General features: G+C 65.1%; 13 protein-coding genes. 2 read left to right on the forward strand and 11 right to left on the reverse strand.

All coding sequences use genetic code 11. From position 1 onward, the window contains the following. Positions 1 to 104: 104 nt before the first annotated feature. Positions 105 to 2,597 (forward strand): FAD-dependent oxidoreductase, encoded by a 2,493-nt coding sequence (locus P1U48_RS04505; RefSeq protein ID WP_301067644.1) that lies wholly within the window; start codon positions 105 to 107, stop codon positions 2,595 to 2,597. A 95-nt stretch (positions 2,598 to 2,692) separates the two neighbouring features. On the opposite strand, the gene P1U48_RS04510 is transcribed toward P1U48_RS04505, so the two are convergent. The 3 genes from P1U48_RS04510 to P1U48_RS04520 all read right to left on the reverse strand — a co-directional run bounded on the left by P1U48_RS04510 (position 2,693) and on the right by P1U48_RS04520 (position 5,019). Further along, on the reverse strand, positions 2,693 to 3,031 hold the full coding sequence (locus P1U48_RS04510; protein ID WP_301067645.1) for a carboxymuconolactone decarboxylase family protein: 339 nt from the start codon (positions 3,029 to 3,031) through the stop codon (positions 2,693 to 2,695). 79 nt (positions 3,032 to 3,110) lie between these two features. Continuing rightward, positions 3,111 to 3,905: a GH25 family lysozyme gene (locus tag P1U48_RS04515; protein WP_301067646.1), complete on the reverse strand. Its 795-nt coding sequence runs from the start codon at positions 3,903 to 3,905 to the stop codon at positions 3,111 to 3,113. Positions 3,906 to 3,933: 28 nt separating this feature from the next. Continuing rightward, positions 3,934 to 5,019 carry an FAD-dependent oxidoreductase gene (locus tag P1U48_RS04520; protein ID WP_301067647.1) on the reverse strand — a complete coding sequence of 362 codons (1,086 nt, stop codon included), beginning with the start codon at positions 5,017 to 5,019 and terminating at the stop codon, positions 3,934 to 3,936. Between the two features lie 134 nt (positions 5,020 to 5,153). Here P1U48_RS04520 and P1U48_RS04525 point away from each other — a divergent pair, with 134 nt between their 5' ends. Continuing rightward, on the forward strand, positions 5,154 to 5,582 hold the full coding sequence (locus P1U48_RS04525) for a CBS domain-containing protein (protein ID WP_301067648.1): 429 nt from the start codon (positions 5,154 to 5,156) through the stop codon (positions 5,580 to 5,582). Positions 5,583 to 5,682: 100 nt separating this feature from the next. Here the strand turns inward: P1U48_RS04525 and P1U48_RS04530 are convergent, their stop codons facing one another. The 8 genes from P1U48_RS04530 to P1U48_RS04565 form a co-directional block, all read right to left on the reverse strand. Beyond that, a complete protein-coding gene (locus tag P1U48_RS04530; protein WP_301067649.1) occupies positions 5,683 to 6,774 on the reverse strand; it encodes a BMP family ABC transporter substrate-binding protein in 1,092 nt (363 codons plus the stop codon). 32 nt (positions 6,775 to 6,806) lie between these two features. Continuing rightward, positions 6,807 to 7,727, reverse strand: coding sequence for an ABC transporter permease (locus P1U48_RS04535; protein WP_301067650.1), 921 nt, complete (start codon positions 7,725 to 7,727; stop codon positions 6,807 to 6,809). A 214-nt stretch (positions 7,728 to 7,941) separates the two neighbouring features. Next, on the reverse strand, positions 7,942 to 9,024 hold the full coding sequence (locus P1U48_RS04540) for an ABC transporter permease (RefSeq protein WP_301067651.1): 1,083 nt from the start codon (positions 9,022 to 9,024) through the stop codon (positions 7,942 to 7,944). A gap of 138 nt (positions 9,025 to 9,162) precedes the next feature. Next, complete coding sequence (locus tag P1U48_RS04545) at positions 9,163 to 10,686, reverse strand: ABC transporter ATP-binding protein (RefSeq protein ID WP_301067652.1); 1,524 nt, start codon at positions 10,684 to 10,686, stop codon at positions 9,163 to 9,165. Further along, positions 10,683 to 11,621, reverse strand: coding sequence for a xanthine dehydrogenase accessory protein XdhC (gene xdhC / locus P1U48_RS04550; RefSeq protein ID WP_301067653.1), 939 nt, complete (start codon positions 11,619 to 11,621; stop codon positions 10,683 to 10,685). The genes P1U48_RS04545 and xdhC overlap by 4 nt, the downstream gene beginning before the upstream one ends. Continuing rightward, positions 11,611 to 13,995, reverse strand: coding sequence for a xanthine dehydrogenase molybdopterin binding subunit (xdhB, locus tag P1U48_RS04555; protein ID WP_301067654.1), 2,385 nt, complete (start codon positions 13,993 to 13,995; stop codon positions 11,611 to 11,613). Before xdhB ends, xdhC begins: the two co-directional genes overlap by 11 nt. Continuing rightward, positions 13,992 to 15,380 carry a xanthine dehydrogenase small subunit gene (gene xdhA, locus P1U48_RS04560; RefSeq protein ID WP_301067656.1) on the reverse strand — a complete coding sequence of 463 codons (1,389 nt, stop codon included), beginning with the start codon at positions 15,378 to 15,380 and terminating at the stop codon, positions 13,992 to 13,994. Before xdhA ends, xdhB begins: the two co-directional genes overlap by 4 nt. Positions 15,381 to 15,493: 113 nt before the next feature. Next, complete coding sequence (locus tag P1U48_RS04565) at positions 15,494 to 16,780, reverse strand: MFS transporter (RefSeq protein WP_301067657.1); 1,287 nt, start codon at positions 16,778 to 16,780, stop codon at positions 15,494 to 15,496. Between the last annotated feature and the right edge of the window lie 65 nt (positions 16,781 to 16,845).

Genomic DNA, 16,845 nt, shown 5'->3' on the forward strand with positions numbered 1-16,845 from the left:
CGCGCTTGGTCGGTTTTGGATCATCATCGGTCGGATGACAGGTGCATTTGACGCGCGTTCAGGGGCATATCTGATCCTGCCCAACAGAACCGGAGCCGCCCGCGATGAAATCCCATGTCAAAGCCCTTGTCGTTGGCGGCGGTGCCGTCGGCACCTCGATCGCCTATCATCTGGCGCGGGCCGGTTGGTCGGATGTGATGCTGCTGGAACGTGACGAGCTGACCTCGGGGTCGACCTGGCATGCCGCCGGGTTGCTGCCGCTGTTCAACATGAGCTACGCGACCACCCATATTCATAAATACTCGGTCGAATTCTATAAATCTCTTGAGGCCGAGACTGGGCTGAACGCAGGCTTTTCCATCGTCGGCAACCTGCGGATGGCACAGAGTGACGCGCGGATGGATGAGTATATGCTCTATGCCGCCACCGCCGAAACCGCCGGGGTGCCCTATGAATGGATGACGCCGCAGCAGATCAAGGACCGCTGGCCCCTGGTGCGGACCGACGACCTGAAAGGCGCGATCTACCATCCGACGGACGGCTATATAAACCCGGCGGATGTCACCATGGCGATGGCCAAGGGCGCTCGTCAGCGCGGCGTGACGATCGAACGGCGCTGGCAGGTCGATGGCTATCACTGGACCGGCTCCGCCTGGCAGGTCACCTGCACCAAGATGATCGAACGCGGCGGCAATCTGGTGGCCTCTGACGAACACGTGGTGATCAGCGCCGAGCATGTGGTCACCGCCACCGGCAATCACGCGCAACGCACGGCGCGGCTGCTGGGGAGCAAGACGCCGGCGATTCCGGTCGAACATCAGTTTATCGTCACTGAACCCGATCCGGCGCTGGTCGCCTATCGCGCCCAGGGCGGCGGCGAACATCCGGTCCTGCGCGACGCCGATGCCAAATGGTATGTGCGCGAGGAACGCGGCGGCTGGATCCTCGGCCCCTATGAACGCGGCGCCCCGGCGCGCTTTGCCTATGGCGTGCCGGACTCGTTCCGTGCCGATCTGTTCCCGCTCGATCTGGATCGGATCGAGACGGAATATCTGTCGATGATCCACCGGTTGCCGTCGTCGGAGAATGTCGGACTGAAGGACGATTTCAATGGCCCGATCTGCTATACCCCGGATGGCAACCCGTTGGTCGGCCCGGCGCCGGGTCTGCGCAACATGTGGCTGGCTGAAGGGTTCTCGTTTGGCATCACCGCTGCCGGCGGCACCGGTCATTACCTGGCGCAGCTGATGGTGGCGGGCGAGGCCGAGATCGACATGGCCAGCCTTGATCCGAAACGCTACGGGGCCTGGATGACCACCGAATACGCGGTCGCCAAGAACGAAGAGGCCTATGAGCACGTCTTTATCCTGCACCACCCGGATGAGGAACGTCCCGCCGCCCGGCCGCTGCGCTGCTCGCCCGCCTATGACCGGCAAAAGGCCGCAGGCGCGCAATTTGGCCAGGTGAATGGCTGGGAGCGCCCGAATTACTACGCGCCGCTTGACTTTGACGACCACGCCGCGCGCAGCTTCCGGCGCGGCGGCTGGTGGCGCCATGCGGTGGACGAGGCGCAGGCGGTGCGTGCGGGCGTCGGGCTGATCGACGCCAGCGCCTTTACCAAGCACATCATCAAGGGACCGGGCGCGACGGCGTTCCTGGACTGGTTCACCACCAACAAATTGCCGAAGGTCGGGCGGATCAACCTGACCTATGCGTTGATGGGATCGGGCACCACCCGCACCGAATACACCATCGTCCGGCTGGCCGATGACGAATATTATCTGGTCTCCGCCGGCGCCTGGACCGCTTATGATTCCGATTACCTGCGCAAGGCGATCGAAGACATGGAACCGGAATTCGGCCGTATCGAACTTCAGGACGTCACCACTCAATGGGGCGTTTTCGCCATTGCCGGGCCGAAATCGCGCGAGGTTCTGGGCGCGTTGATCCGCGATGCCGATCCGGCGACGGCGCTGAGTAACAAACGCTTCCCCTGGCTGTCGATGCGCCTGATCGAACTTGGCATGGTGCCAGTGATGGCGATCCGGGTGGCCTATACCGGCGAATTGGGCTGGGAATTGCACCACCCCATAGAGATGCAGAACCACCTCTGGGATCAGCTGATCGCCGCCGGTGAACCGCAGGGGATGAAACTGGTCGGGGCACGGGCGCAGAACTGGCTGCGGCAGGAAAAGAGCTATCGCGCCTTTGGCACCGAACTGGGCCGCGACGCCACCCCGCTTGAGGCCGGGCTCGACCGGTTTGTCGATCTCGACAAGGAGTATCATGGCAAGGCCGCGATGCTGGCCACCGGCCACCGCGCGACCTGCGTCACCCTGCTGATCGACGGGCCCGGCGATGCCGATCCCTGGGGCCGTGAGGCGCTGTATCACAACGGCGAAAAGATCGGCCGCCTGACCTCGGGCGGCTATTCGGTGGCCTTCGGCAAGAGCATCGGCATGGGCTATGTCCGTCCCGATCTGGCGCAGCCGGGGCAAAAGCTGAAACTCAGGATGTTCAACGTCCTCTGGGACGCCGAAGTGACCGAAGATAGCCCCTATGACCCCGCCAATGCCAGCATCCGCAAGGATGGCTGAGGCCTTTCCCGGCTTCATCTTGCCCTAAATATTCCGGGGGAGTCGCGCCGCAGGCGCGGCGGGGGCAGCGCCCCCTCCGATCCCGGCCAGTTTCTCTAGGCGGCGGCCAGCTCGTCAAAGCATTCCAGCGCCTTGGCCGCGTACATCATCGCCGGACCGCCGCCCATCTGCAGGGTCATCGCCAATGCGTCGCCGACCTCGTCGCGGCTGGCGCCGCTGCGGATCAGCGTGTCGACATGCAGAACGATGCAGCTTTCGCAGCCCTTGGTGACGGCAATGCCCAGGGCGACGAATTCCTTGGTCTTGAAATCCAGCGCGCTGCCCGTCTTGACTGCTTTGGTCAGCCCGCCAAAGGCACGGGTGGCGTCGGGGATGGTCTTGTTCAGCACCCGCAATTGGGATTTGGTCTGTTCGAGTTTGTCACGCCAGGACATCTGCGGCTCCTTGTCGGTTTCACCGCTGTCAGAACATATCCGGGATATCGCGCGCCTTGATCGGGATCAGATTGCGGGTCTATTGCTGCCGCCGGAGCCGCCATTTCTCAAACCCCACCGCCGAGCCGTTGAACAGGTTCAGATCGACCCTGGTGTAGAATCCCGGCGCCAATCCGGTGCCGCTGTATTGCCAAAACGTCCAGCGATGGCCGGGATAGGTCTGTGCCGGGTGACCGGCGGTCGAGCGCAACCAGAATTCGGTGCCGCGCAGCAGATCCATCCGGTTGCGCTCAAAGAAATCCGGGGTCGAGTAGATCAGCGGACGGGTGCCGTAATGGGCTTCAAGCGCGTCGAGGAATACCCTGGCCTCGGCGCGCACCGCTTCGGCGGGCGGGCGCTCGGTACAGGTCGGCGAAAACGGCGTCCATTCCATGTCCAGAACCGGCGGCAAGGCGCCCTTGGTGCGCGGCACATTGGCAATGAACCAGCGCGCCTGTTCGATGGCCGGGCGGCACCAGTAATAGAAGTGATAGGCGCCCCGGGCGATCCCGGCCCGGCCGGCGCCGCGCCAGTTCTCGTGAAACCGTTCGTCCAGCCGGTCACCGCCCTCGGTCGCCTTGATCCAGGCAAAGCGCATCCCGGCCTTGGCGGCGCGATCCCAATAGGCCTTGCCCTGGAACCGCGCCACATCGGTGCCATGCACCGGGTAGCTGGCCGGTGTGCGCCCCGACCAGTCATGCGGATCTGCATCGCCAAATTGCGCGGGCAACCCCGCCACCGGGCGGATCTGCGGGGCTTTGCGACTCTCGCCTTCACCACCGCAACTGGCGATCAGCGCGAGGGCAAGGCAGGCGGTGGCGAGACGGGCCAACATGGCGAGACCCTCCGGTCAGGAAAGCGGCTTAGCGAAAGCGGGCAGGCGACAGGGCGGTGACAACGGCGGCGGGCAGGGACGGCGGACGGCCATCGGCCAGATCGGCAAGCAGTTGGCTGGCCGCGGCGGCGGTCTGAAACCCATAGCCGCCCTGGCCTGCAAACCACAGGAAATCCGGCGCGTCGGGATCCGGCCCGATCACCAGCGCCCGGTCGGGGGCAAAGCTGCGCAGCCCGGCCCAGCTGTGTTCGACCCGGGTGACCGGTTCGGTCACCATCTCCTCATAGCGGGCCAACCCCTCGGCCAGAACCATGTCATCGGCAAAGGCGTCATGCGGCGGCATCGGATGCGCCTCGGCGGGTGAGACGATCAGCTTGCCGGCATCGGGCTTGGCATACCAGCGCTCACCCAGCGCGTCGATGAATGGCCAACCCGAGAGGTCCAGCTCGCCGGGTGCCGGGATCTGCGCCATCGAGCGGCGGTATGGGGTGATGCCGATTGCTGGGACCCCGGCCATTTCGGCAACCGGATCGGCCCAGGCCCCGGCAGCATTCACCAACCGCCGGGCGCGGACCTCTTGCGCCCCGGCCCGCACCCGCCACAGGGCGCCGTCGCGGCTGATGGCGCTGACCGGCGCGTTGAGGCGCAGCTCGGCGCCATGTGCGCGTGCCGTGCGCGCGAAATTCTGGATCAGCAGATCGGTGTCGAGGGCCGAGGAATCTTTGCGCCATGCCGCCAGTGCCACCCGGTCCGGATGCAGGATCGGCACCAGCGCCCGGGCCTCTTTCAGGCTGATCCGGGTAAAGCCGAATTCGGCCGATTCGCGCTGAAATGCCACCTCTTCGCCGGGCCGGGCGATCAACAGAACCGGCCTCGGCGATAATATGCCAGTGTCCGAGCGGGTCAGGTAATCCTCGCTGGCCTCGTTCAGCGCTCGCACCGCCGGATTGCCATAGGCCTTGAGGAACATCGCAGCCGAGCGCCCCGAGGCGTGGTAGGCGAGTGCCGGTTCACTCTCAACCAGTAGTGTTTTGCCCAGCGGTGACAGCCGCGCGGCAGCGGCGACTCCAGCCACCCCGCCACCGATTATCAAGACGTCGAACAGGTCATCCATCGTTGGAATATGGCACGGATGCAGCCAATCCAAAAGCCGGGGCGCAGAGGGTGAGGAATTCCTGACTCGGCGCTGTTACAGTTTCCGGGTAACCTCACGTCAATTCAAAGTGAGGGATAATCATGTCTGCCAACATGTCTGCCAAAAATATTTCCGATATTATCCGTGGGCGCAGTCTTTTTCAGATCGCCCCCGACGTCCCGGTCAGCGAAGCCTGCGCGCGTCTGGCCCAACATCAGATCGGCGCCCTGCCGGTTGTCGAGAATGGCCGTTTGATCGGCATCGTCAGCGAACGCGACGTGATTGGCCGGGTCGTGGGGTGCGGCCTGTCGCCAGAAACCATCCGGGTGCGCGAGGCAATGACCGCCGAGCCCGAAACCATCAACGCCGGAAGCTCGGTGGCGCAAGCGGCGGGCGTGATGCTCGGCGGCGGCTTCCGGCATCTGCCGGTGGTGCGCGAGGGGGCACTGGTCGGGATGATTTCGCTGCGCGATATCCCGGCGCAATACCATGTGCTTATGGAACGTCAGAACGACTATGTCCCTGAGCGGCTGAGCGCCTGAGGCGCAAGCGTCGGAACCCGGCAAGCTGCGGTCGGACAGCCCCGCAAAGAAAAAGGCCCGGTGAGGTGATCACCGGGCCTTTGCTTTGCTGTGACCGCGCTTATTGCGGAATACTGCCTTCGATGCCTTCGACGTAGAAATTCATCCCCGCCAAGGTGCCATCATCGGCGGTTTCGCCCGCCGCCAGCCAATCCGATCCGTCCTGTTTCTTCAGCGGGCCGGTGAAGGGGTGATAGGCACCCGAGGCGATGCTGTCTTTCAGCGCCAGCGCTTCGGCTTTCACGTCGGCGGGCACCGCGTCGGTGATCTCGCCAATGCCGACCATGCCGGCGCCGATGCCGTCCCAGGTCATCTCGCTCACCCAGGTGCCATCCATCACCGCCTTGGTCTGCTTGATGTAATAGGGGCCCCAGTTGTCGATGATCGAGGAGACCCGCGGTTTCGGTGCGAATTCTGCCATGTCCGAGGCCTGACCAAAGGTATAGACATTGCCCGCCGCCTCGGCCGCCGCCTGCGGGGCGGTGGAATCGGTGTGCTGCAGGATCACGTCGGCGCCCTGTTCGATCAGCACCTTGGCCGCATCGGCCTCTTTCGCCGGATCGAACCAGGTAAAGGCCCAGACGATCTTGAACGTCACATCCGGGTTTACCTTCTTGGCGTGGATATAGGCCGAATTGATGCCGCGGATCACCTCGGGGATCGGATAAGAGCCGATATAGCCGACAACGTTGCTTTTGGTCAGGCGACCGGCAATCGTGCCCTGCACCGCGCGGCCTTCATAAAAGCGGGCGCTATAGGTGCCGACATTCGGTGCGGTCTTATAGCCGGTGGCGTGTTCGAATTTCACATCCGGGAATTTCTTGGCGACGTTGATCGTCGGGTCCATATAGCCGAACGAGGTGGTAAAGATCAGCTTGGCGCCACCCAGGGCCATCTGGGTCATCACCCGTTCCGCATCCGGGCCCTCGGGCACGCTTTCGACAAACACGGTTTCCACCGCATCGCCGAATTCCGCCTCGACCGCCTGGCGGCCCTTGTCATGCTCATGGGTCCAGCCGCCGTCGCCGATCGGACCGACATAGACAAATCCGACCTTCAGCTTTTCAGCATGGCTGGCCGCCATCGCGCCCGATGCGACAAGCGCAAGGGTCGCGGCGGTTCCGGCCAGGAAGCTACGTTTGTTCATCTTCATAATGGACTCCCTTCAGTTATTTTGATCCCGCCTCATTGCGCGGCGTGGAATATCCGGCCAAGTGCGGCCGGGGCGCGGCTCTTGTCCGCCGACATGATGACGAGCACGAGGATCGTGATCAGGTATGGGCTCATGGAAAGGTATTCGACAGGAATCGCAAGGCCCGCCGCCTGCAAGTTCAACTGCAGCACGGTGACACCGCCGAACAAATAGGCGCCGAGCAGGACGCGCCAGGGTTTCCAGCTGGCAAATACCACCAGCGCCAGCGCGATCCAGCCAGCGCCCGCGGTCATGCCTTCGGTCCATTGCGGCACCCGGATCAGGCTGACATAGGCGCCGCCGAGCCCGGCGCAGGCGCCGCCGAACATGATCGCCAGCACCCGCACCCGGCGCACCTTGTAGCCCAGCGCATGGGCGGCATCGTGGCTTTCACCCACCGCGCGCAGGATCAGCCCGGCGCGGCTGTAGCGCAGAAAGGCCCAGACCGCAGCGACCAGGGCGATGCCGAAATAGACCATCAGGTCATGGCCGAACAGGATTCGTCCGACCACCGGCAGATCGGTCAAAAACGGGATGTCGATGCGCGGCGTCGCGGGCGGTTTGATCCCGACATAGCCCTGGCCCAGCAGCGCCGATAGCCCCAGCCCGAACAGGGTCAGCGCCAGGCCCGAGGCGACCTGATTGGCCAGCGCATATTGGGTGAGAAATGCGAACAGCAGCGACAGCATCGCGCCGCCCAGTGCCGCCGCGACAAAGCCCAGCAAGGGTGAGCCGGTGATCACGGCCGCGGCAAAGCCGCAGATCGCCCCGGTGATCATCATCCCCTCGACCCCGAGGTTCAGCACCCCGGCGCGTTCGGTCACCAGCTCGCCGATCCCGGCCAGCAGGATTGGTGTCGCCGCGACCATCAGCGAGGCGATCAGCAGGACCGGGTTGATGGCGCTCAAATCCATGCTGCGTCCTCCGTTGTGTGCTGGGTCCGGCCTGGCCTTGCCCGGCCGAATTGCCCTGCAGGGCCTGGGCCGAAACCGGGCTCAGCCCGAGGAGGACCGCCAGCCTGGTCCGATCTGAACGTCGTATCGAACGGCGCATCGAAAACCGCATCCGAGAATCCCATCGCAAAAATCCTTGTTGCACCAGGATAGGATGGCTTTGGCGTCTCGCACATCATGCCTTGACCCTCCCGCCAAATCGCAGCCGGTAATTGGTCAGCACGTCGACCGCCAACAGAAAGAACAGCAGCATCCCCTGGAACACCTGAATCGCCGCGGCGGGCAGGCCCAGGGTGGATTGCGCGATCTCGCCGCCGATATAGGTCAGCGCCATCAGCAGCCCGGCCAGCAGAATGCCGACAGGATGCAGCCGCCCGAGAAAGGCGACGATGATCGCGGTAAAGCCATAACCGGCATTGAAATCGATGCTGACCTGCCCGGCAGGGCCCGAGACCTCGAACAGCCCCGCCAGCCCGGCCAGGGCACCGCCGACGCCAAGGCAGAACACCACCAGCCGTGCCGGAATCACACCGGCAAAGCGCGCCGCGCGCGGCGCCTCGCCGGTCAGCCGGATGTGAAATCCCAGCAGGTGCCGGTTGAGCAGGATATAGCCGAATATCACCGCGATCAGCGCCGTCGCCACGCCCCAATGCATGCCGGTCCCGGCAAAGATCTCGGCGTTATGGGCACTGTCATATTGCTGCAAATTGCGGCTGCCGGGAAACCCGAATCCCTGCGGGTTCTTCAGCAATCCCAAGGACACCGAGGCCAAAAGCTGCTCGGCCACATAGACCAGCATCAGGCTGACCAGGATTTCGTTGGTGCCAAAGCGCACCTTCAACAGTGCCGGGATCATCGCCCAGAGGAAGCCACCCAGCGCCCCGCAGATCACCATCAGCGGAAAGATGAACCAGCCCTCCATCGGGTAAAACGCCAGCCCGCAGCCGGCGCCACAGATCGCCCCGATGATATATTGCCCCTCGGCGCCGATGTTCCAGATCCCGGCGCGAAACCCCAGGCTCAGCCCGGTGGCGATCAGGATCAGCGGTGCCGCCTTGACCAGCAATTGCGGGCGATAGAAAAACGCGTGCTCGCCGAGCAGCGGGTCATAGAAAATCGTCTGCAACGCCACCAGCGGGTCCTTGCCCAGCGCCGCGAACAGCAGCCCGCCGAACACCAGCGTCGCCAGCACCGCCAGCAGTGGCGTCGCCCAGGCCCAGCCGCGCGACGGCTGGCGTCGTTTTTCCAGCCTCAGCATGCGCCCGCCTCCAGATCAAACCGGACCCCCGGCTTCATCTTGCCAGAAATATTCCCGCCGGAGGCTCCGACCCGTGCCAGGGGCACCAAAGCCGGGCGTGCGTGCGCGCCCAAACCAAATCTCCTGAATTCACCGGCCCTAGACATGCGCCACCTCCATCCCGTGGGCGCCGCCCATCATCAGCCCGATCTGTTCGACCGACAGCCCCTTGGCGGGGACCACCGTGCTCAACCGGCCTTCGTTCAGCGCCGCAAAGCGGTCCGAGACCTCCATCAATTCGTCCAGGTCCTGGCTGATCACGATCACCGCGGTGCCGCCCTCGGCCAGGTCAAGCAGCGCCTGGCGGATCACCGCAGCGGCGGCGGCGTCGACGCCCCAGGTCGGCTGATTGACCACCAGCACCCCGGGCCTCTGCATCACCTCGCGGCCAATGACGAATTTCTGCAAATTCCCCCCCGACAGCGACCGCGCCGCGTTTTCGGTGCCCGGGGTGCGCACATCGAACCTCTTGATGATCGCCTCGGCAAAGTCCCGCGCCTTGCCCCAGTATAGAAACCCGTGGCGTTCCAGCCCCTCGCGTTCGACCCCGGTCAGCAGCGCGTTCTCCGTCAGGCTCATATCCGGCGCCGCCGCGTGGCCCAGCCGTTCTTCGGGCGCGCTCAACAGCCCCATCCGGCGCCGCGCCGTCGGCCCCAGGTTGCCGATCTCGCGTCCGTCAAAGCTGACCATCTCCGCAGAACTGAGCATTTCGCCCGAGAGCGCCGCCAGCAGCTCGTCCTGGCCATTTCCGGCAACCCCGGCCAGGCCCAGCACTTCGCCGCCGCGCACCTCAAAATCGATATCTTTCAGCGATGTGCCGAATTGCGCCGGTGAGGCGATGTTCAGCCGGTTCACCGCCAGCCGCACCGGGCCGGGCAGCTTGCCTGCCCGTTCCGGCACATGCAGTTCGGCGCCGACCATCAGTTCGGCCATGTCTCGGGCGGTGGTGTCGCGCGGCACGCAGGTCGCCACCTTCTTGCCCAGCCGCAGGATCGTGGCCTCGTCGCAAAGCGTGCGGATTTCCTCAAGCTTATGGGAAATATATAGGATCGAGGTGCCCTCGGCGCTGAGCTTGCGCAGGGTGGCGAACAGAATCTCGACCTCCTGCGGGGTCAGCACCGAGGTTGGCTCGTCCATGATCAGCAGCTTGGGATCCTGCAACAGGCAGCGCACAATCTCGACCCGCTGACGCTCGCCCGCACTCAGATTGCCGACCAGGCGGTCAGGATCCAGCGGCAGGCCATATTGTTCGGACACCTCGCGGATCCGCTGTGCCAGGTCGCGCATCTTTGGCGGATCGGCCATGCCGAGCGCGATATTCTCGGCCACATTCAGCGCGTCAAACAGTGAGAAATGCTGAAACACCATCGCCACGCCCGAGGCCCGCGCCGCCTGCGGCTCCGCCGGGGCAAAGGGGGCGCCGTTCAGCACCATCTCGCCGCTGTCCGGTTTCACCAGCCCATAGATCATCTTGACCAGCGTCGATTTCCCGGCACCGTTCTCGCCCAAGAGCGCGTGCACCTCGCCGCGCAGGATATCAAGGGAGACGCCGTCATTGGCGACCACGCCGGGATAGGCTTTGGTCAGCCCCCGGATCGAAAGCAATATGTCTGTCTCGGTCACGCGGTCCTGTCCTTTCGGATATCCTGCTGCGCCACATTCATCAATAAGGCCGCAGCCACCCCGACGGCAATCGCCTGGGGATGTTTGCCGAGGCGTTTGTCGCCGATCGGGCACTGGATGCGGGAAATATGCGCATCCGCATGGCCCGCTGCTGTCAGCCGTTTGCGGAACCGCGCCCATTTGGTCTTCGATCCGATCAGCCCGGCCCAGCCAAAGCCGCGGCGCAGCAGCGCGTCGCAGATCGCCAGATCCAGCGCATGGGCATAGGTCAGCACCAGATGCGCCGCGTCCGGCGGCGCATGTGCCGCCAGCACCGCCGGATCGGCAGCCGGGATCGTCTCGACTCCCGCCGGGATATCCTCGGGAAATCGCTCAGGCGTGGTGTCGATCCAGGTGATCGCCAGGCCGGGCAGGGGCGCCATCACCGCAACCAGGGCGCGGCCGACATGACCGGCGCCCCAGATCCACAGCGCCCGCCGCGGTGGCGCCACGGATTCCAGCAGCCAGCCGCCCTCCAGCAGGGTCTCGACATCCGCGCCGCTGCCCCGGGCTGCTGCCATACGGCGCCGGATACCGAGCGGCATGTCACCGGGTTCTGCCGCGACCGGGCGCGCATAGGCGCCTTCCGGCAACGCCGCCAGTGTCGCGGCGTCGATGGGCTCATAGACCAGCGCCACTGAGCCGCCGCAGCATTGCCCGAGGTCGGGGCCAAGCGCGCTCCAGATCGTCATCGGGCCGTCCAGTTCCTGCGCCCGTCCGATCGCCTCATATTCCAACGCGCCGCCGCCGATGGTGCCGCTGGCGCCGCCGGGCCCGACGATCATCGCCGCGCCGACCTCGCGCGGCGCCGAGCCGCGCACCGCTGCCACCACCACCCGGACGACCCGGCCTTCGGCCGCCACGATGCGGCGCAGTTGCTCGAGCTCAATCGCCATCGCGCACCCGTGTCACCGCCGCCAATATCGCCTCGGGCGTCGCCGGGGCATCCAATGCCGGATAGGCGGTCCCGCAGGCGGCCACCGCATCGCTCAGCGCCAGAAAGGCGGAAATGCCCAGCATCAACGGCGGCTCACCCACCGCTTTTGAGCGCTGTACCGTCTCTTCACGGTTCGGGGCATCCCAGAGGCTGACCCGGAAAATATCCGGCCGGTCGCCGCAAGCCGGAATCTTGTAGGTCGAGGGCGCATGGGTGCGCAGCCGCCCGTTATCGTCCCAGATCAGCTCCTCGGTGGTCAGCCAGCCGGCGCCCTGGACATAGCCGCCCTCGATCTGGCCGATATCCAGCGCCGGATTCAGGCTGGTGCCGGCGTCATGCAGAATGTCGGCGCGCAGAATCCGGTATTCGCCGGTGAGCGTGTCGATCACCACCTCGCTGATCGCCGCGCCATAGGCAAAATAGAAAAACGGCCGCCCCTTGCCGGCGATCCGGTCCCAGGCCACTTTCGGGGTCTTGTAGAATCCGGAGGCCGACAGGCTGACCCGGTTCTCATAGGCCAGCTTGGCGGCTTCGGCAAAGCTCAGGGTCGTCGCTCCGGCCCGGACTTCGTCGGCCTCGAAGGCCACCGCGCTCGCCGGGCATTGATGCAGGGCGCCGATGATTTCGGCCATCCGATCGCGAATGGTTTCACAGGCCACCTGCACCGCCATCCCGTTCAGATCGGCGCCGCTCGACGCGGCGGTGGCCGAGGTGTTGGGCACCTTGGCGGTATCGGTCGCGGTGATCCGCACCCCGCCGGGGTCGATCCCGAACACCCGCGCCGCCACCTGCTGCACCTTGCGGTTCAGCCCCTGGCCCATTTCGGTGCCGCCGTGGTTCATCGCGACCGAGCCGTCCTGATAGACATGCACCAGCGCCCCGGCCTGGTTCAGATGGGTCAGGGTAAAGGAAATCCCGAATTTCACCGGCGTCAGTGCGATGCCCTTCTTCAGGATCGGCTGGCTTTCATTCCAGGCCGCGACCGCCGCCCGGCGGGCCAGATAGTCGCTCTCCGCCACCAGCGTCTCGGTCATCGCGTTGAGGATGAAATCCTCAACTTCCATACCATAGGGTGTGGTCTGAATGCCGCCATCAGCGTCCGGCTTCATCTTGCCGGAAATATTCTCGGGGGGGCTCGGGCGGATGCCCGAGTGGGGGGCAGACAGCCCCCCGCCAGCGCCGATGTCATCGGCATCGGCATAATAATTCAGCCGCCGCACCGCCAGCGGGTCCAGGCCCAGATGATGAGCGATGTGATCCAGCACCCGCTCGATCCCGATCATCCCCTGCGGGCCGCCAAAACCGCGAAAGGCGGTGGCGCTCTGGGTGTTGGTCTTCAGACGGTGACTCTCGATCCGGCAGGCGGGCAACAGATAGGCATTGTCGGCATGCAGCATCGCCCGATCCGCCACCGGCAGTGACAGATCCTGGGCCCAGCCGCAGCGCGCATACTGCACGAAGTCGACCCCGCTGATGCGGCCATCACCGTCGAACCCGACCCGGTAATCGATCCGGAAATCATGCCGCTTGCCGGTCACCATCATGTCGTCGTCGCGGTCATAACGCATCCGGCAGACCTGGCCGGTGGCCCGTGCCGCCAGCGCGCAGGCGACGGCCAGCGCATTGCCCTGGCTTTCCTTGCCGCCAAAGCCGCCGCCCATCCGGCGCATTTCCACCCGCACATCATGCATCGGACGGCCCAGCGCCTCGGCCACCTTGTGCTGGATCTCGGTCGGGTGCTGGGTCGAGGAATGGATCAGCATCTGCCCGGCTTCCTGCGGCACCGCCATCGCCGCCTGGCCTTCCAGGTAGAAATGCTCCTGGCCGCCGATCTCGAACCGGCCCTCCAGCACCTGCTCGGCCCCGGCAATCGCCGCTGCCGCATCGCCCTTTTCGTAGATCCGCGGCCCCTCTTCAAAGTGGCTATCGGCGGCCAGCGCCTGATCTATGCTGAGGATCGGCTCCGCTGCGGCGATCTCGATCCGGCCCAGCCTTGCGGCGGCGCGGGCGGCCAGATGCGAGCGGGCGATCACCAGAAAGATCGGCTGCCCGAGATAATGTACCTCGGCATCGGTCAGCAGCGGCTCGTCATGGACCGAGGGCGAGACATCGTTGGCAAAGGGCAGATCGGCGGCGGTGATCACCGCGACCACGCCGGGGGCGGCGCGCACCGGCTCCAGATCCATCGCGGTGATGGTGCCGCGCGCCATCTGGCTCAGCCCAAAGGCCAGGTGCAGCGCCCCGGCGGGCGCCTGCAGATCATCGACATAATTGGCGGTACCGGTGACATGCAGCGTAGCGCTGTCATGCGGCAGCGGGCGGGGGGCAGTCATGCTGACACCTCGCGCACCCGGGTCGCGGCACCCAGATCCTCAAGGTAATAACGCACCAGAAGGTTCCGCGCCGTCTCCAGACGGTAATCGGCCGAGGCGCGCATGTCGCTCATCGGGGTGAAATCCGCCGCCCAGGCGTCCCAGGTTCCGGCAATCGCGTCCTCGTTCCAAGGCATATCCATCAGTGCCGCTTCGACATGGCTGGCGCGTTTGGGCACCCCGGCCATACCGCCAAAGCCGATGCGGGCGCCGGTCACCACGCCATCGGTGACCTGCACGTTGAAACAGCCGCACAGGGCCGAGATATCCTGGTCGAAGCGTTTGGAGACCTTGTAGCAAGCCAGCCGGTCGGGCTGACGCGGGATGCTCACCGCTTCGACGAATTCGCCAGGCTGCCGGTCCTGCTGGCCATAGGCGACAAAGAAATCCTCTAGCGGGATCACCCGGCGGTCACTGCCCCGGCGTAGATGCAGTCGGGCGCCCAGGGCGATCAGCGCCGGTGGCGCGTCGCCAATCGGCGAGCCATTGGCGATATTGCCGCCAATGGTGGCGGCGTTGCGCACCTGGACCGAGCCAAAGCGCGACAGCATCGCGGCGAAGTCGGGATAGAGCGGGGTCAGCGCCCGGGCCAGTTCGTTGATCGTCACCGCCGCGCCGATCTGCAGGCCGGAGCCGGAGAGCGTGACCTCTCTGAGGTCGGCGCAGCGCCCGACAAAGGCCACCGGCCCAAGAGTGTCGAGCCGCTTGGTCACCCAGAGCCCGACATCGGTGGCACCGCCGACGATCACCCCGTCGGGATGCGCCAGGCACCAATCCGCCAGTTGATCGGCATCGGCGATCACCGCCGCGTCGCCACCGGTCAGGTCATCCTCGGGATTGGGGACTGTCGGGGCTTCGGCCGGCTTTGCCAGATGCGCGGGCACCGTCAGCTTTGCCGCCGCTTCGGCGGCGCGGATGATCGGCGCATAGCCGGTGCAGCGGCACAGATTGCCCGCCAGCACCGAATCGTAATCCTTGGCGCCGCTGCTGTGCGCGGCGGCCAGCGACATCACGATGCCCGGGGTGCAGAACCCGCATTGCGATCCGTGGTGATCGATCATCGCCTGCTGGACCGGATGCAGGCTGCCGTCAGGGGCAGGCAGGCCTTCGACCGTGGTCACCTCACGCCCATGCAGCTGGGGCATCAGCAGGATACAGGCGTTCAACGCCCGGCGGCTGGTGCCATCGCGCAGCATCACGGTGCAGGCGCCACAATCGCCTTCGTTGCAACCTTCTTTGGTGCCAGTCAGCCCGCGCTGGGTGCGTAAATAATCCAGCAGGGTCATCTGCGGCGAGACCTGGTCGAGTTCGACAGGCGCTCCGTTCAAGAGAAAGGAGATCTTCATAATAGGCACCGCCGCTGTCTGTTCCCTGAACGGTCCCGCCCGATGCGGCGTAAAGCGGAAGCCTTACCACAGTGAAGCCTCCGCTTGCCCGCAACGCAAGAAATTTGAAGCGTTTAGGTGCCCAAAGCCGGTCTTGGGGTCCTGCGCACCGACAAAATTGCCATCGCAGCAAGCAGACACAGCAAACCGGCGGTCTGAAGCGCGGGCATATAGGTGCCGGTTGCGGTGCGGATCGCGCCCGCACCCCAAGTGGCGGTCGCCGCGCCCAGCTGATGCCCGGCAAAGACCCAGCCGAACACCATGCCCGCCTGCTCGGGTCCGAACCGCTGGGCCGCCAGTTTCACCGTTGGCGGCACCGTGGCGATCCAGTCGAGGCCATAGAAGATCGCGAATATTCCCAGGCCGATGGGCAGAAACCCGGAGTAGCTGAGAAACACCAGCGACAGCCCGCGCAGCCCGTAATACCAGAACAGCAACCAGCGGCTATCGAACTTGTCCGACAGCCAGCCCGACCCGATGGTGCCGATAAAGTCGAACACGCCGATCAGCGCCAGAATGCTGGCTGCCGCCACTGGCAACAGCCCGAAATCGCCGCAGATCGACACCCAGTGGGTCTGAATCAGCCCGTTGGTCGACATGCCGCAGATAAAGAAGGTGCCGAACAGCGCCCAGAAAGTGCCCGTGCGCGACGCCGCGCGCAGCACCACAAAGGGGGCCGCGATCAGTGGCATCAGCCCTTTGGCCATCTGTGCGGGTGGCTTCACCTCGGTTTCGCCAAAGGCGGCAAGGCCAAGGTCCGAGGGGTGATCGTGCATCAACAACGCCACCAGGACAAAGGCGGCGGAGATCGCCAGCATGGTGCCGACCAGCGCCATGCGCCAGCCATATGCCTCGGATATCGCGGCCAGGGCGGGCAGGAAAATCAGCTGTCCGGTGGCGTTCGCCGCCGTCAGCACACCGACAACCAGCCCGCGCCGCGCACCGAACCAGCGGGTGGCCACCGTGGCGCCCATCACCAGCGCCGTCATGCCGGTGCCAGTTCCCGCGACAACGCCCCACCACAGCATCAGATGCCAGGCTTCGGTCATGAAGATCGAGCCGCAGACCCCGATGGTGATCATCGTTGTCGCCGTCATCGCCACCGCCCGCACCCCGAACCGCGCCATCAGCGCTGCCGCAAAGGGCGCGACCAGCCCGAACAGCCCCAGCCGCAGCGCCATCGCACTCGAGATCGTTTCGGTCGACCAGCCAAACTCTGCGCGCAGGGGCGGGATCATGATGCCTGCCGCACCCATTCCACCCGCGGTCGATAACGTGGTCAGAAAGGTCACTGCGACCACGACCCAGCCATAATGCCAGCCCCGGCGCGCCATCCGCTCCGCAATCCAGTTCGATATCATTGCTGTCCCTTTTCGCGGCCCTTTGGCCTGTCTTGATCTGGGCATATATCTGCATCTGCAAAAAT

The organism is Pseudooceanicola sp. (genome assembly GCF_029213205.1).
Lineage (GTDB): Bacteria > Pseudomonadota > Alphaproteobacteria > Rhodobacterales > Rhodobacteraceae > Pseudooceanicola.

Bases quoted from the DNA above. Each gene is read 5' to 3' on its own strand.
- P1U48_RS04505 (WP_301067644.1), top strand. From the start codon at position 105: ATGAAATCCCATGTCAAAGCCCTTGTCGTTGGCGGCGGTGCCGTCGGC.
- P1U48_RS04510 (WP_301067645.1), bottom strand. From the start codon at position 3,031: ATGTCCTGGCGTGACAAACTCGAACAGACCAAATCCCAATTGCGGGTG.
- P1U48_RS04515 (WP_301067646.1), bottom strand. From the start codon at position 3,905: ATGTTGGCCCGTCTCGCCACCGCCTGCCTTGCCCTCGCGCTGATCGCC.
- P1U48_RS04520 (WP_301067647.1), bottom strand. From the start codon at position 5,019: ATGGATGACCTGTTCGACGTCTTGATAATCGGTGGCGGGGTGGCTGGA.
- P1U48_RS04525 (WP_301067648.1), top strand. From the start codon at position 5,154: ATGTCTGCCAAAAATATTTCCGATATTATCCGTGGGCGCAGTCTTTTT.
- P1U48_RS04530 (WP_301067649.1), bottom strand. From the start codon at position 6,774: ATGAAGATGAACAAACGTAGCTTCCTGGCCGGAACCGCCGCGACCCTT.
- P1U48_RS04535 (WP_301067650.1), bottom strand. From the start codon at position 7,727: ATGGATTTGAGCGCCATCAACCCGGTCCTGCTGATCGCCTCGCTGATG.
- P1U48_RS04540 (WP_301067651.1), bottom strand. From the start codon at position 9,024: ATGCTGAGGCTGGAAAAACGACGCCAGCCGTCGCGCGGCTGGGCCTGG.
- xdhC (WP_301067653.1), bottom strand. From the start codon at position 11,621: ATGGCGATTGAGCTCGAGCAACTGCGCCGCATCGTGGCGGCCGAAGGC.
- xdhB (WP_301067654.1), bottom strand. From the start codon at position 13,995: ATGACTGCCCCCCGCCCGCTGCCGCATGACAGCGCTACGCTGCATGTC.
- xdhA (WP_301067656.1), bottom strand. From the start codon at position 15,380: ATGAAGATCTCCTTTCTCTTGAACGGAGCGCCTGTCGAACTCGACCAG.
- P1U48_RS04565 (WP_301067657.1), bottom strand. From the start codon at position 16,780: ATGATATCGAACTGGATTGCGGAGCGGATGGCGCGCCGGGGCTGGCAT.